The organism is Pseudobutyrivibrio sp. AR14 (assembly GCF_900101325.1).
In the GTDB taxonomy this organism is placed as follows: Bacteria; Bacillota; Clostridia; order Lachnospirales; family Lachnospiraceae; genus Pseudobutyrivibrio.
On the sequence record NZ_FMUY01000008.1, the window covers coordinates 98454 to 110910 of the forward strand.

Here is a 12457-nt window from a genome sequence, read left to right on the forward strand (position 1 = left end):
ATACTAGGCCTGAGCCTTTGCTTTAGTCACATTCTTAAGTACAAGAAGTGTTCCTATCATAAGAGCAATACCGATAACAAGGCAAACAAACCAGTTTCTAATAAATCCAGATATTATATAAGAAACAAGTGATACAGCTGCTACGGTAAATGCGTATGGAAGCTGAGTGCTTACATGACTGATATGGTTACAATCAGCACCAGCAGATGCCATAATTGTTGTATCTGATATTGGTGAGCAATGGTCGCCACAAACTGCACCAGCCATACATGCTGAAATAGCAATAATCATAAGCTCGTTATTTACATCTCCGCCAAATACATTTACAACGATTGGGATTAAAATACCAAATGTTCCCCATGATGTACCTGTTGCAAATGCGAGGAAGATACCTACTAAGAATACAAGCGCTGGAAGTAGACTCATAAGTGCTCTATTGTCAGCAATATTGGCAACGATACCTCCAACATACTCTGCTGCACCAAGGGAATCTGTCATAGACTTAAGTGTCCATGCAAATGTAAGAACAAGTATTGCAGGCACCATACTCTTGAATCCCTCTGGGATTGCATTCATGCACTCATTAAAGCTAAGCACTCTTGTTATAAGGTAGAAAACAATAGTAATAATAAGTGCAACTACTGAACCATAAACAAGTCCAACCGAAGCATCTGAATTAGAGAATGCATCAATAAAGCTAGCTCCCTCAAAGAAACCGCCTGTATAAATCATACCGATTATACAGCACACAATAAGAGAGACGATTGGAAATACAAGATGGCTAACCTTTCCTTTTTCAGAGATAGGTGGGTGAGGCTGGTCCTCTGCACCTGTAAGGCTGGCTGCATCCTTTTTCTTGCTTTCCTTTAGCTGTGCTCTGTGATTGAGCTCCGCTAAATTCATAGCACCATAGTCAAACTTCATATATGTAATAGAAAACATCATTACAAGTGTAAGCAATGCGTAGAAGTTGTATGGGATGGCTCTAATAAAAAGTGAAAGTCCATTAGCTCCATCAACAAAGCCTGTAACTGCTGCTGCCCATGATGAAATAGGAGCAATGATACAGACAGGTGCTGCTGTTGCATCAATAAGATAAGCCAGCTTTTCTCTAGAAATGCCATGCTTGTCAGTAACTGGTCTCATAACTGAACCTACTGTAAGGCAGTTAAAATAATCATCGATAAAAATAAGCATACCAAGGACAATTGTAGCTACCTGCGCTCCTGCCTTTGTCTTAACGTGAGTAACGGCCCATTTACCAAATGCTGCCGAACCTCCGGCACGATTCATAAGCATAACCATACTTCCAAGAACAACTAGGAAAATAAGAATACCTACATTCCAGCTGTCTGAAAGCTGACCAATCATGCCATCAACAAAGATGTGTTGCATAGCAGCGGTTAAATTAAATCCTGCATACAACAATCCACCTGTAAATATACCTATAAATAAAGATGAATAAACTTCCTTTGTAATAAGGGCGAGAATAATCGCGATTAATGGTGGAAGTAAAGACCAAACTGTATTAGTAAATTCCATAAGCTTTCATGTTCTCCTCTAAGATTTTCGCATGAGCTTCTTCCATTTCAGTAAGTGGTTTTCTAAGTGGTCCGGCTTCAAAGCCCATTAAATTAAGTGCCTTCTTAACAGGGATTGGATTAACTTCTGAGAAGAGGCTATCAATAAGTGGAAGTGCATCAAGCTGCATCTGAGCTGCCTTCTTGAAATCTCCGTCGAAGCAAGCCTGACATATATCATGTGTCTGCTGTGGTGCCACATTTGACAATACAGAAATAACACCAATTCCACCAAGTGACATAATAGGAACGATCTGATCATCGTTACCAGAATAAATATCAATAACACCAGCACCTAAGTGAGCAAGCTTTGCTATCTGGCTGATATTTCCTGATGCTTCCTTGATAGCAACAATGTTTTTAACATCCTTTGCAAGCTTAACTGCAGTCTCTGGCAAAATATTGCAACCTGTACGGCTAGGTACATTGTAAAGAATACATGGAATGTTAATTGCATCTGCTGTGTCCTTGAAGTGTACATAAAGACCACCCTGTGTAGCCTTGTTGTAATATGGTGTTACAAGAAGTACAGCATCTGCGCCAGCCTTCTCAGCCTCCTGTGATAAATAGATAGCTGTCTCTGTCGAATTTGAACCTGTACCTGCAATAACTGGTACTCTCTTATTTACTGTCTTGATACAATGTCTAACAACATCCAAATGCTCCTCATGAGAAAGTGTTGAAGCCTCGCCTGTTGTTCCGCAAATAACAATTGCATCTGTACTGTTCTTAATCTGATATTCAATAAGATTATCAAGCTTCTCATAATTAACTGAACCATCTGCATTAAATGGAGTTACAATTGCTACTGCTGCACCGTTAAAAATACTCATATTATCCTCCTAAGTAATAAAAAAACTGACCATACATAGATGGTCAGCTAATAAATGTCTACGATTATGATAGCTCCCCATCTATAATTAACTATAAATGACAGTCATACAGCTATTAACTATATGCCCAAGATCAAACACCTACAGGCGGTATCCTCTTTCGGCGAAATCCCCTTTCATCTCATATCACATGGGCCTGTCCCATCAATGAGATTACTAATGTCTCTCGCAACCTCTATCTCTTATTAAGTTGCCCTCATAGTACAACTTCAATTGTCACCTGTCAACAAAAAATTGATAATACCCTTTTTTGATGATAAAATTATGGAAAATATACAAGGAGATTTGTTATGAGATTATTCTTTAAAAAATGCATATCTTTAGCCCTATGTTTAGCGGCATCAGTTAGTTTATTTGTCAGCAATGACTTTACTTCAGAAGCCAAATCTAACAAGACTTCAAAAAATATCGTAGTTGTTTTAGATCCAGGACACGACAGCACTCATATAGGTTGTCACTATGAAAATTTCGAGGAAGGCCTTGCCAACCTCTACATCGCCTACTACTGCAAGCAGGAGCTTGAGAAATATTCTGGCGTAACAGTTTATATGACTCGCTACGGTTTTGACTGCCCATACGGAGCTGATCAGAATTCAAAATCTGATTGCCTAACAGGTCGTGTTGATTATGCCAAATCTGTTGGGGCAAATGTAATCGTCAGCCTTCATAATGACTATGACCCTGATTTAGATGCTTCACAAAACGGTTCCAAGGTAATTATTCCAAATCCTAACTACAAGCCATCTTACTGTGTAGTTGGACAGAATCTTGGTAGCTCTATTCTAAATGAGCTTGTAGGTACAGGCCTTCAGGTTAACAACTGGAAGCTCTGCCCAAATGGCACAGGTCTTGTCACTCGCGATTCTGATTCTGGCACATATCCAGATGGCTCTGCCAAGGACTACTACGCCCTTATTAATCGTTCAAAGACTTCTGGCATTCCATGCATTATTGTTGAGCATGCTTTTTGCACCAATTATTCAGACAGAGTAAATCACTTAAGCACTCCAGAGCAGTATCAACAGCTTGGTGTTGCCGATGCAACAGGCATTGCAAAATATTACGGGTTAGCTCTTAAATAATAAACAAATGGGGGTTTTGTTTTGAAAAAACAGCGTATATTTAACATCATTCAAATTGGAAATAAGGAAGATATTGTAAGCCGTGCATTCGATATTTTCATTGCAGCGGTTATCATTCTCAATGTATTTGTTATGGTTTTACAGACCTTTAGCAATCTATCTCCTTATTTTCCAATACTAGACGCTGTTGCCCTTGTTACTATTATCATTTTTTGCATCGAGTATGTCCTTAGAATCTGGACTGCTGATTTGCTTTATCCTAATCTTTCAAAGAAAAGAGCCATCCTCAAGTTTCTAGTTTCTTTCGATGGCATCGTAGATTTATTTACTATACTTCCATTTTTCTTTTTATCTGGATTTATTGCTTTTAGAATTCTTAGAGTCGTTAGAATTTTCCACTTGTTTAGAATCAACGGACAGTACGATTCTTTTGCAGTAATCTTTTCCGTATTACACGAAAAGAAGAATCAAATTCTTTCTTCCATTGTTATTGTGCTTATATTGATGTTAGCAAGCTCTATTGGTATTTACTACGCAGAGCATAATGCCCAGCCAAATGTTTTTGAAAACGCCTTTTCTGGAATTTGGTGGTCAGTATCTACTCTGCTTACTGTTGGTTATGGTGACATTTTCCCAATTACCACTGCAGGTAGAATCATGGGTATTTGTACGGCGTTTCTCGGTGTAGGAGTTGTTGCTATCCCTACCGGTATCATAAGCGCCGGTTTCGTTGAGCACTATTCTAGAGTTAAGATGCTTACCAATTTTGCAAGAGATGAACACATCGATATGCTTACTGTAAGGGTAAGTGATGGACACTGTTGGAGCGGTCTTCGTGTGGATGAGCTTGGGGTGCCTGAGCATTTTCTTCCTGCAGTTGTCATGCGAGATGGTGAGGCACTTATTCCTGTCAATGAATTACAAATAAAAACCGGCGACACTGTGGTGCTTGCCGCCGATTCATATTTCTTCCATGCTTATTAATTTATTAATTGTATTCCTATATTTTTCAGGTGGTAAATCGCTCTTTTGAACTTTGTTGGCTCCAAGTTTCTTAGCCTTTCTTGCCTCTTCATCTGTTGATGCGATGGCAAGAACAGGTATATTGGAAAAGCCCTCTCTAGTCTTTATATATCTTAGAATGATTCCATCAGATTCCATTTCTACAGCCATATTTACAACTATAGCTTTAATATTCTCTCGGTACTGACTTATTGTCCTAATGGATTCATCTACATCTGAAACCACCTTATACAGGTATTCGTCAGAATCATCTCCTAATTTTGCCAAAGGATCATCTTCATTTTCCACTATATTAATTATTATAGGTTTTATTGAAACTTCACATTCTTTTTCTACCATCCATGTTGTCACACAGTTTTTGCCCATTATTTTTGACTTATAAAGTGCATCATCGGCAATCCTAAAGACATCCTGGCTGGCATGATATCCCTTGTCAATAACTGCACCTATACTTACAGAAAATGGCTGACCATTTCCCAGCTGTACATCTGCCAAAAACATCTGCAAAGTACGACATCTCAATTGCAAAATAGCAGGGTCTGTCATATTAGGCATAAGTACCACAAACTCGTCCCCACCATATCTTCCTATTATGTCATATACTCTAAAGCTGCTGATAAGAAGGGTTCCCACTCTCTCCAAAAGCAAATCGCCGGTATTGTGACCCAGGTTATCATTGACCTGTTTGAAATCATCCAAGTCAATAATAAGCATTGCACTAGGTGCCTCTGCCTCTTTTTGCAAGTAATAATTGTCGATTTTCTGGAGAAGTGCTCCCTTATTAAGCACGTGGGTAAGCTTATCTATGGCACTCATCTTCTTCAATTCAATCAACGTAAGTCCCGCTTTACTTCGCATTTCAAGAATAATATGAGCACATATCATAGCAATAATATAGGCAGCAATAAGAATATGTAAGTCAAGTCTAAACAGTTCTATGCTTTTATTAAAGTATCCCAAAGGCGCATAAATCAGAATAATAATCAATTCCTCTATTCCATATTTATACATCTTATCTATATACACCATCGGAAAAACAATAAATGCCAGCGGCGTCCATATCATCTGCAGACTTCTATTGCCAAATACATCCATGCAGACGCATATGATACACATTGAAAAATAAAATGCTCCACATATTAATCCCGTAGCATTTGTACTAATTTCTTCTTTTAATTTACTTATATGGAGATTTACAAAGAAATATATTACTAGAAGTGGTATTACCAAAAAGAAAGTAACATCTATCTTAAAAACAGGCATGACAATAAATGCTATGGCAAACATTAGCATGTACACCATGGAAACGTACATGCAAACCTTCCTTAGCATATGCAAGTTATCCTTGTCGATACTCTTTATGCACAGCTGAAAGTAATCTCTGATATCGTCATTTACCTTCTTCTGTTTATTTAAAAAATTTTCCTTTCTGGTCTGCATAGGAGTAATATAACAGAAGTTTCTTACCATTTTTTGCAAACTGTGTGAAAAAACTGTGAAACTACCTTGTACTTACTATCTTTTAATAGATATGCCATTTGATGTATTATAGTGATAAGGCTTAAGGGCTAAAATTACTTTAAGGAGGTTTGTATGAAAAAACTCAATGGTTTAAAAAGAGTGCTCACTCTTGCACTTGCTTTGGTCTTTGTCCTTTCCGTGGCATTTGTACCAAAAACAGCCTATGCTTACGATGGTGCAGCTGATGTGCGAGCAGTAAGCAGCATTTCAAATGATTTAACTGGAAAGACTATCATTCTCCACACAAATGATGTCCATGGTGCAGTTGATAAATATGCAAAAGTCACTGCATTAAAGGATGAATTAAAAAGCAGAGGTGCAGAGGTTGTTCTTGCTGACGCCGGAGACTTCAGTCAGGGTACACCTTATGTAAGTACTTCAAAGGGCGCATTTGCTGTAGCTCTTATGAATACTGCTGGATATGATGTGGCTACACTTGGTAATCACGAATTCGACTATGGTTATCCACAGCTTAAAAGCAATTTAGCTTTGGCAAACTTCAAAACTATTTGTGCTGATGTTTTAGATGGAAACGGCAATCCAATCCTTGATCCAAACTATGTATTTACTACAAATACAGGTTTAAAAATCGGATTCTTTGGTATGGAAACTCCTGAGACTCAGACAAAGGTTAATCCAGCCCTTATAAAGGGAATCAACTTCCTTTCAAAAACCGACCTTTACACATGTGCTCAGAGTCAGGTAGATACACTTAAGAGTCAGGGTTGTGATTTGGTTATCTGTCTTGCCCATCTTGGTGTTGATGAAGAGTCAGCTCCTGATGGTCACAGAAGTACTGACCTTTACGCTAATACAACTGGTATCGATATGATTATCGATGGTCATTCTCACACTGTTATGACAGAAGGTTCTGCTGGCGAGCCTGTTACTTCTACAGGCACAAAGCTTGAATATATCGGTGCCATCGTTATCGACAATGCTACTAAGACTATTGAAGACCACTATCTTGTTAGCACAGAGGGTATGGTAGATAATCCAGCTACTGCACAGATTGCACAGGCTGTTATCGATAGAATCGACGCTGAATACGATGTAGTATTCGCACAGTCTGAGGTTGCTTTAAACGGAAGCAAGGATCCTGGTGTTCGTACAGAAGAGACTAATCTTGGTGATTTGATTTGCGATGCTATCAAATGGAGCGTAACCAAGGAAAATGGTTCTATTACTGTTCCTGCTGACCACATTGTAGCAATCACTAATGGTGGAGGAATCCGCGCTAGCATCAGCGAGGGCGGCGTGACTAAAAAAGATTTGAATACCGTTCTTCCATTTGGTAATACTGTTTCTGTAGTTTATGTGACTGGCGACGAGTTGCTTGAGGCTCTTGAAGCTAGTACATACTGTGCACCTGATGCCCTCGGTGGTTTCCCTCAGGTTTCAGGTATTAAATTTACAGTAAATACTGCTGTTCCTTTTGCACAGGGGCCAGCATATCCAGATTCTACATACTATAGCCCAGCTGCAATCGGCAGAGTTTCAATCGAAAGTATTAATGGCAAGCCATTTTCTACTAAGGATACATATGCCGTAGTTACTAACAATTTTGTAGCTGCAGGTGGCGATACCTATTATGTATTTGGAAATTCTACTAATCAGTTTGACACAGGAATCGTAATGGATGAGGCTGTTATCGATTACGTACAGACAGAGCTTGGCGGAAAAATCACAGCTGATAAATATGGCAAGCCTGCTGGAAATATAACAATTAAATAACATAAAAATATGAGGTCGAAGAGAAGCACCCATCAAATTCTAGGCTTGTGCCTAGCTTTGAGGTTCACTTCATTTCGACCTCTTTTTTCAATCTAATTATTTTTTACATATTCAAGAAACTCTTCAATTGGAATAGGCATACTAAATAGCATTCCCTGGAGATAATTACATCCACATTCTTTTAGCGCTATTGCCATTTCTTTTGTTTCTATTCCCTCAGCAGTGACAGTATATCCTGTTTCCTTAAATGCCTGGACCATCCTAGGAACTATAACTCCAGGTTTCTTAGCATAATCCCATACCAAACTCATATCTAGCTTAATATTTATAAATGGATATTTTTTAATTCTGCTTATATTCGAATGACCTGTTCCATAATCATCCACAACCAGATAAAAACCTTTTTCCTGCAGATTTCTAATCTGGCTATCCATGAGGTTTTCCTCCACCATAGCAGCCTCAGTAAGCTCCAGATGAATAACTTCCGGAGAAAGCTTATACTTTTTCAGAATCTCTTCAAATCTATCTGCAAGATTGTGCTGCATGAACTGGATAGTTGATACATTTACATTTACCCATTCCATACCATACTGCTCAATATTGTTTTCACTGACAAATTTACAGGCTTTCTCAAACATCTGCTCACCAAGAGCTGTTATGTGACCATTTCTCTCAGCTATTGGTATAAATAATCCAGGTGAAATTATTTTCCCATCATTGTCTCTAATTCGGCATAGCGCCTCTGCACCAATAACTTTATGGGTTGTGGCATCCACTATTGGCTGTAGAAATACTTCGGTTCTATTTTGGGCTATAGCAATTTCTAGGCATCGCCTTACCTCAATTTGTTTTCTATTATCCTCTATGGATTGCTCATTTATTTCTACTTCATTTATGGAAGAATCTGCTCCTAGTTTATTAAGAACGCTAATGATTGCTGTAATTAATAGCTCTGGGTCATAGTCCATAATATCAACAGTACCCATTGCTATGCCTACATTCAAGTAAAGCTCTGTATTTTTAGATACCCAGCGTTCCTTAAATCTCTCTACCAGCTTTTCTTTCGATTTCAAAAGATCTTCAAAGTCCTTGCCTATCACCACAAATCTGCCATTCCGATAATAGAAAATTTTAAGCTTAGGAAATGTTTTATTCAGATAGTTTCCGATTAAATAGACACCTTCATCCATCTGACGGGGTCCGTATACTTCTCTGGCTTCATTATAATTTTTTATAACAAATCCATGTATATAATGATCCCTCATGCTATGCTTTTCCCGAAGGACTGCATGTAAAGCTTCCGCGTTAAATAGATTAGTTCTCTTATCTATATAAAACTCTGGGTTCATAAATACCAGGTTAATAATTATTACTGACATTACGCAAAATGTATCAAACAAAAGAACTTGCGGAAACATTATCCTAATAACTAGTCCTATAATTATTAAATCCGTATATACAATTACACAAACCAAATCCCTCTTTCTTTTTATTTGATTTTTATATCTCGCAATATAATAAATGCCCAGTACTAAATACCATATATATGGAAAATATATTATGTCATAATAAGGGCCACGGACATATCCATTTTCTGTTATCGAAAAAACACTTCCCGTCCAATATGAACTTATAATTACAATTGTAGTGAGTATAAGAGGAATATCCTTAACGAACGAACCAATCTTATCTTCGTAAGGATTAATAGAGAACACATTGCAAGTGATAGTATCGAACATCTTTATTCGAACTATAAATGCAATAAAATATAAGATATTTAACCAAACCACCAAATTATATGGCAGTTCTTTATATTTCTCATCAGCGTATGATGCAAGAATGTCAGAACCAATTACCACCACTTCTGTGACTAACAAAGCCACGAAGCCGCGGTTAATCCTAATTGGCAGTCTCTTTAAAGTAAAATAATAAAACAGAAGAATGCACAGTATTAAAATGCTAGGAATAACATAGCTATAGTCCCACATAGTGTACCTTTTACCTCTGTCTCCCTTTACATATTAATTTTACGCAATTCTTCTGCTTTATTCCAATGAATTATCTGTGAAGAGGCTTTTTACACAAAAAAGAGCGATGCTATTTACATTTCTTTAATTTTCCAAAGCTTCATTCTCATATCTTTCTATGCACTTCTGAAGCTTAGAATCTCTAATAAGAAATAGTCCTACGGCAAAGAACCCAACAGTAATAGCTACTCCCTTAAGGATGAGAGCATCATATCCAAGCCATTCCGCAACTAAACTTCCTACTCCTTCAAGTCCTTCATTTCTATAGATACAGAAGTAAACCATGACTGAAAGATCAAACGCTGCATGTAGTATAGAGCAGGCCCAGATATTACCGCACCGCACATAAACTGCATTAAAGAGGAAGCCTATTCCGATAGCATAAATAACCTGTGCATAGACAGGTGTCGGATCACTACAGCCTGAAAGATTTCCAAGATGTTTCAATCCAAACGCCATGGATGGAATTATCATGGCAGTAATGATACCTGCCTTGGTGTTCCCGATTGCAGATCTTATAAAGTTAAAAAGGACTCCTCGTGTAAGGAACTCCTCTCCCATCCCTGCTCCAATAGTAATCGCTATAACAAAAATAATAATGCCTTTGGTTTCCATAAGCGGTGTTCCGTATTCCTTTATTCCTCTTATTATGTAATAGAAAATATTAAATACAGTCCACAGGGTAAAAGCTCCGCCTACAACAATTCCTTCTCCCAGGCTTTTTAGGTTGAAACGAAGTGATTTCTTTAGCCCAAATGCAAGTATGAAAACTATATACATTGCCACGTTTATAATGCTGTGGATCATATAATCCACCATGCCAGCACCTATCCCATTTATGAACTGCAAAAGTATAGTGCTGACAAAATATACCACGATAAACAAGATTATTCCTAATCGATATTTTGTTTTATTCATATTCTTTTTACTCCTTTTATGCTTCACTTTCCTTTTCTCTTTTATTGAGAACTACTAACAATACAATGAAAGCAATCACTCCAATGGTACAATCGAAAAACGCCTCTTTTATTCCTTGCATTATTGTTGAGTCTACTGCAGGAATTCCAATTCCTTCCGCCTGACTTACAAAGCATGACCAAATACTAGCAAAGAAATCATAGAGTCCATGTAAAAACACAACCAGCCAAAAATTGTCTGTAATATAGTAAACACATGCAAAAAGAATTCCACCTGCAGTCGCATATACAACCTGAGAAGTGGTCCATACTACAAGATTTGGATAGAAAATAAGATTAAGAAAATGAGTAATTCCAAAAGGAATCGCAGATAAAATCACTGCCAGCATTATTCTTCCCTTGCTTTCACCAAAACAATTTCTTAATGTATTGAAGAGTACACCTCTATAGATAGCCTCTTCAAATACACCTACTGACATCATAAGCAGAAACATGAGGATTGCACTTGGAAGTCCCTCTTTGAGACCAAGATCAGTGGGAATCCTCATAGCTATTAAATTATGTATGCAACAAACTACTCCAACTAAGCCGATAACGCTAAAAAGTCCCTTGAAAAATCCTTTGATTTTAAAATTTACTCCATATACTTTTGCCATAAAAACAACGCCGACTATACCAATAACATAACGAGCAATCATTCCCGGCAGCCCAAAATTTCCCTCGCCTAAAAACAGTAATCCTACTGACGATATTAAAAACATAATAACTGCAAGAATAAACCCTGGTGTAGAACTTCTTTTTTTCATTTTTCCTCCAAAATTCCTCTTTTCTCGAATTCTATAAACAGCAAAATAATGAATACCGCTGTAATAATCATGTATATACCTGAAGCTTGGAACAATTCCAATATGGTGTCGTCTTTATCTGAAAAAATACGCGAGCCTGAAACTACAAAACATCCCATAATAACTGCTCCTATGTCAAAAAGCCCATGTAGGATGGAAACCACCCAGATATTGTCTGTAATGTAATAAATGCATGCTAAACATATTCCAATCAATGTCGCATATATAACCTGTGTAATAGTCGCAACAACAAGATGAGGATTGTCAATAAGATTCATAAAATGCAGACATCCAAATATGAGTGAAGAAAAAACTATAGACTTCATTATGCTGCTACGGCTTTCACCCATACGTTTTCTAAATGTATTAAATAACACGCCTCTGCATAGGGCCTCTTCAAAAAGACCTACACTCATTCCCCAAAACAGAATAATAATAACTGCGGGGAGCGCCTGCATAAATCCTAATTCCGGTGTTTTCAATGTACCACTAAAATTCCATATACCTATAGCCAGAAAAATCAGTGACCCGGCGGTAATAATCCCTCTGCCAACCTCTCTCCCTCTGAATTTAAAGTCGATTCCATACAACTTAGTAATGGCAATGAGTCCGCCAAGCCCCAACACAACACGAACTGCCGTAAACCCTATGCCAAATTCCTCGGCTCCCCCAAATACAAATTCCTGCGCTATAAAAAACAGAACCGTAATAATTAGCGCAACCTGAAAACCGGCTGCCGATTTCTTTTTTTCCATTTCTAATCTCCTTTTCAATCACCATTAATACATGTGTAGTTACTGTGGATATAAGGTCTCTGCATCTGTCGTACTACGAT

10 protein-coding genes and 1 riboswitch are annotated in these 12457 nt (G+C 37.8%); of the genes, 3 read left to right on the forward strand and 7 right to left on the reverse strand.

From position 1 onward, the window contains the following. Positions 1 to 3: 3 nt before the first annotated feature. A complete protein-coding gene (locus BLP50_RS09060; RefSeq protein ID WP_090153891.1) occupies positions 4 to 1542 on the reverse strand; it encodes a Na+/H+ antiporter NhaC family protein in 1539 nt (512 codons plus the stop codon). After that, positions 1529 to 2413, reverse strand: coding sequence for a 4-hydroxy-tetrahydrodipicolinate synthase (gene dapA / locus BLP50_RS09065; protein WP_090153893.1), 885 nt, complete (start codon positions 2411 to 2413; stop codon positions 1529 to 1531). Before dapA ends, BLP50_RS09060 begins: the two co-directional genes overlap by 14 nt. Before the next feature lie 62 nt (positions 2414 to 2475). Continuing rightward, a riboswitch (Lysine riboswitch) is annotated at positions 2476 to 2659 on the reverse strand. 104 nt (positions 2660 to 2763) lie between these two features. Here dapA and BLP50_RS09070 point away from each other — a divergent pair. Beyond that, the gene (locus BLP50_RS09070; protein ID WP_090153895.1) at positions 2764 to 3555 is read left to right on the forward strand and encodes an N-acetylmuramoyl-L-alanine amidase; all 792 of its coding nucleotides are present in this window, start codon (positions 2764 to 2766) and stop codon (positions 3553 to 3555) included. 21 nt (positions 3556 to 3576) lie between these two features. After that, a complete protein-coding gene (locus BLP50_RS09075) occupies positions 3577 to 4539 on the forward strand; it encodes an ion transporter (RefSeq protein ID WP_090153897.1) in 963 nt (320 codons plus the stop codon). On the opposite strand, the gene BLP50_RS09080 is transcribed toward BLP50_RS09075, so the two are convergent. After that, entirely contained in the window at positions 4516 to 6048 is a 1533-nt protein-coding gene (locus tag BLP50_RS09080) for a GGDEF domain-containing protein (RefSeq protein WP_090153898.1), read from the reverse strand. The two genes, BLP50_RS09075 and BLP50_RS09080, sit on opposite strands and share 24 nt — an antisense overlap. A gap of 123 nt (positions 6049 to 6171) precedes the next feature. On the opposite strand from BLP50_RS09080, the gene BLP50_RS09085 reads away from it, so the two are divergent. Beyond that, positions 6172 to 7833: a bifunctional metallophosphatase/5'-nucleotidase gene (locus BLP50_RS09085; protein WP_090153900.1), complete on the forward strand. Its 1662-nt coding sequence runs from the start codon at positions 6172 to 6174 to the stop codon at positions 7831 to 7833. 92 nt (positions 7834 to 7925) lie between these two features. Here the strand turns inward: BLP50_RS09085 and BLP50_RS09090 are convergent, their stop codons facing one another. From BLP50_RS09090 to BLP50_RS09105, 4 genes are all read right to left on the reverse strand, one after another. Further along, entirely contained in the window at positions 7926 to 9710 is a 1785-nt protein-coding gene (locus tag BLP50_RS09090) for an EAL domain-containing protein (RefSeq protein ID WP_176753735.1), read from the reverse strand. Positions 9711 to 9944: 234 nt separating this feature from the next. Beyond that, positions 9945 to 10778, reverse strand: a complete 834-nt coding sequence (locus BLP50_RS09095; protein WP_090153904.1) for a CPBP family intramembrane glutamic endopeptidase — start codon at positions 10776 to 10778, stop codon at positions 9945 to 9947. Between the two features lie 16 nt (positions 10779 to 10794). Further along, positions 10795 to 11583 (reverse strand): CPBP family intramembrane glutamic endopeptidase, encoded by a 789-nt coding sequence (locus tag BLP50_RS09100; protein ID WP_090153907.1) that lies wholly within the window; start codon positions 11581 to 11583, stop codon positions 10795 to 10797. Further along, positions 11580 to 12377 carry a CPBP family intramembrane glutamic endopeptidase gene (locus tag BLP50_RS09105; protein WP_090153910.1) on the reverse strand — a complete coding sequence of 266 codons (798 nt, stop codon included), beginning with the start codon at positions 12375 to 12377 and terminating at the stop codon, positions 11580 to 11582. Before BLP50_RS09105 ends, BLP50_RS09100 begins: the two co-directional genes overlap by 4 nt. Positions 12378 to 12457 lie beyond the last annotated feature (80 nt).

Excerpts from the sequence above, each read along its gene's own strand:
- BLP50_RS09060 (WP_090153891.1), bottom strand. The coding sequence starts at position 1,542 with ATGGAATTTACTAATACAGTTTGGTCTTTACTTCCACCATTAATCGCG.
- dapA (WP_090153893.1), bottom strand. The coding sequence starts at position 2,413 with ATGAGTATTTTTAACGGTGCAGCAGTAGCAATTGTAACTCCATTTAAT.
- BLP50_RS09070 (WP_090153895.1), top strand. The coding sequence starts at position 2,764 with ATGAGATTATTCTTTAAAAAATGCATATCTTTAGCCCTATGTTTAGCG.
- BLP50_RS09080 (WP_090153898.1), bottom strand. The coding sequence starts at position 6,048 with ATGGTAAGAAACTTCTGTTATATTACTCCTATGCAGACCAGAAAGGAA.
- BLP50_RS09085 (WP_090153900.1), top strand. The coding sequence starts at position 6,172 with ATGAAAAAACTCAATGGTTTAAAAAGAGTGCTCACTCTTGCACTTGCT.
- BLP50_RS09095 (WP_090153904.1), bottom strand. The coding sequence starts at position 10,778 with ATGAATAAAACAAAATATCGATTAGGAATAATCTTGTTTATCGTGGTA.
- BLP50_RS09100 (WP_090153907.1), bottom strand. The coding sequence starts at position 11,583 with ATGAAAAAAAGAAGTTCTACACCAGGGTTTATTCTTGCAGTTATTATG.
- BLP50_RS09105 (WP_090153910.1), bottom strand. The coding sequence starts at position 12,377 with ATGGAAAAAAAGAAATCGGCAGCCGGTTTTCAGGTTGCGCTAATTATT.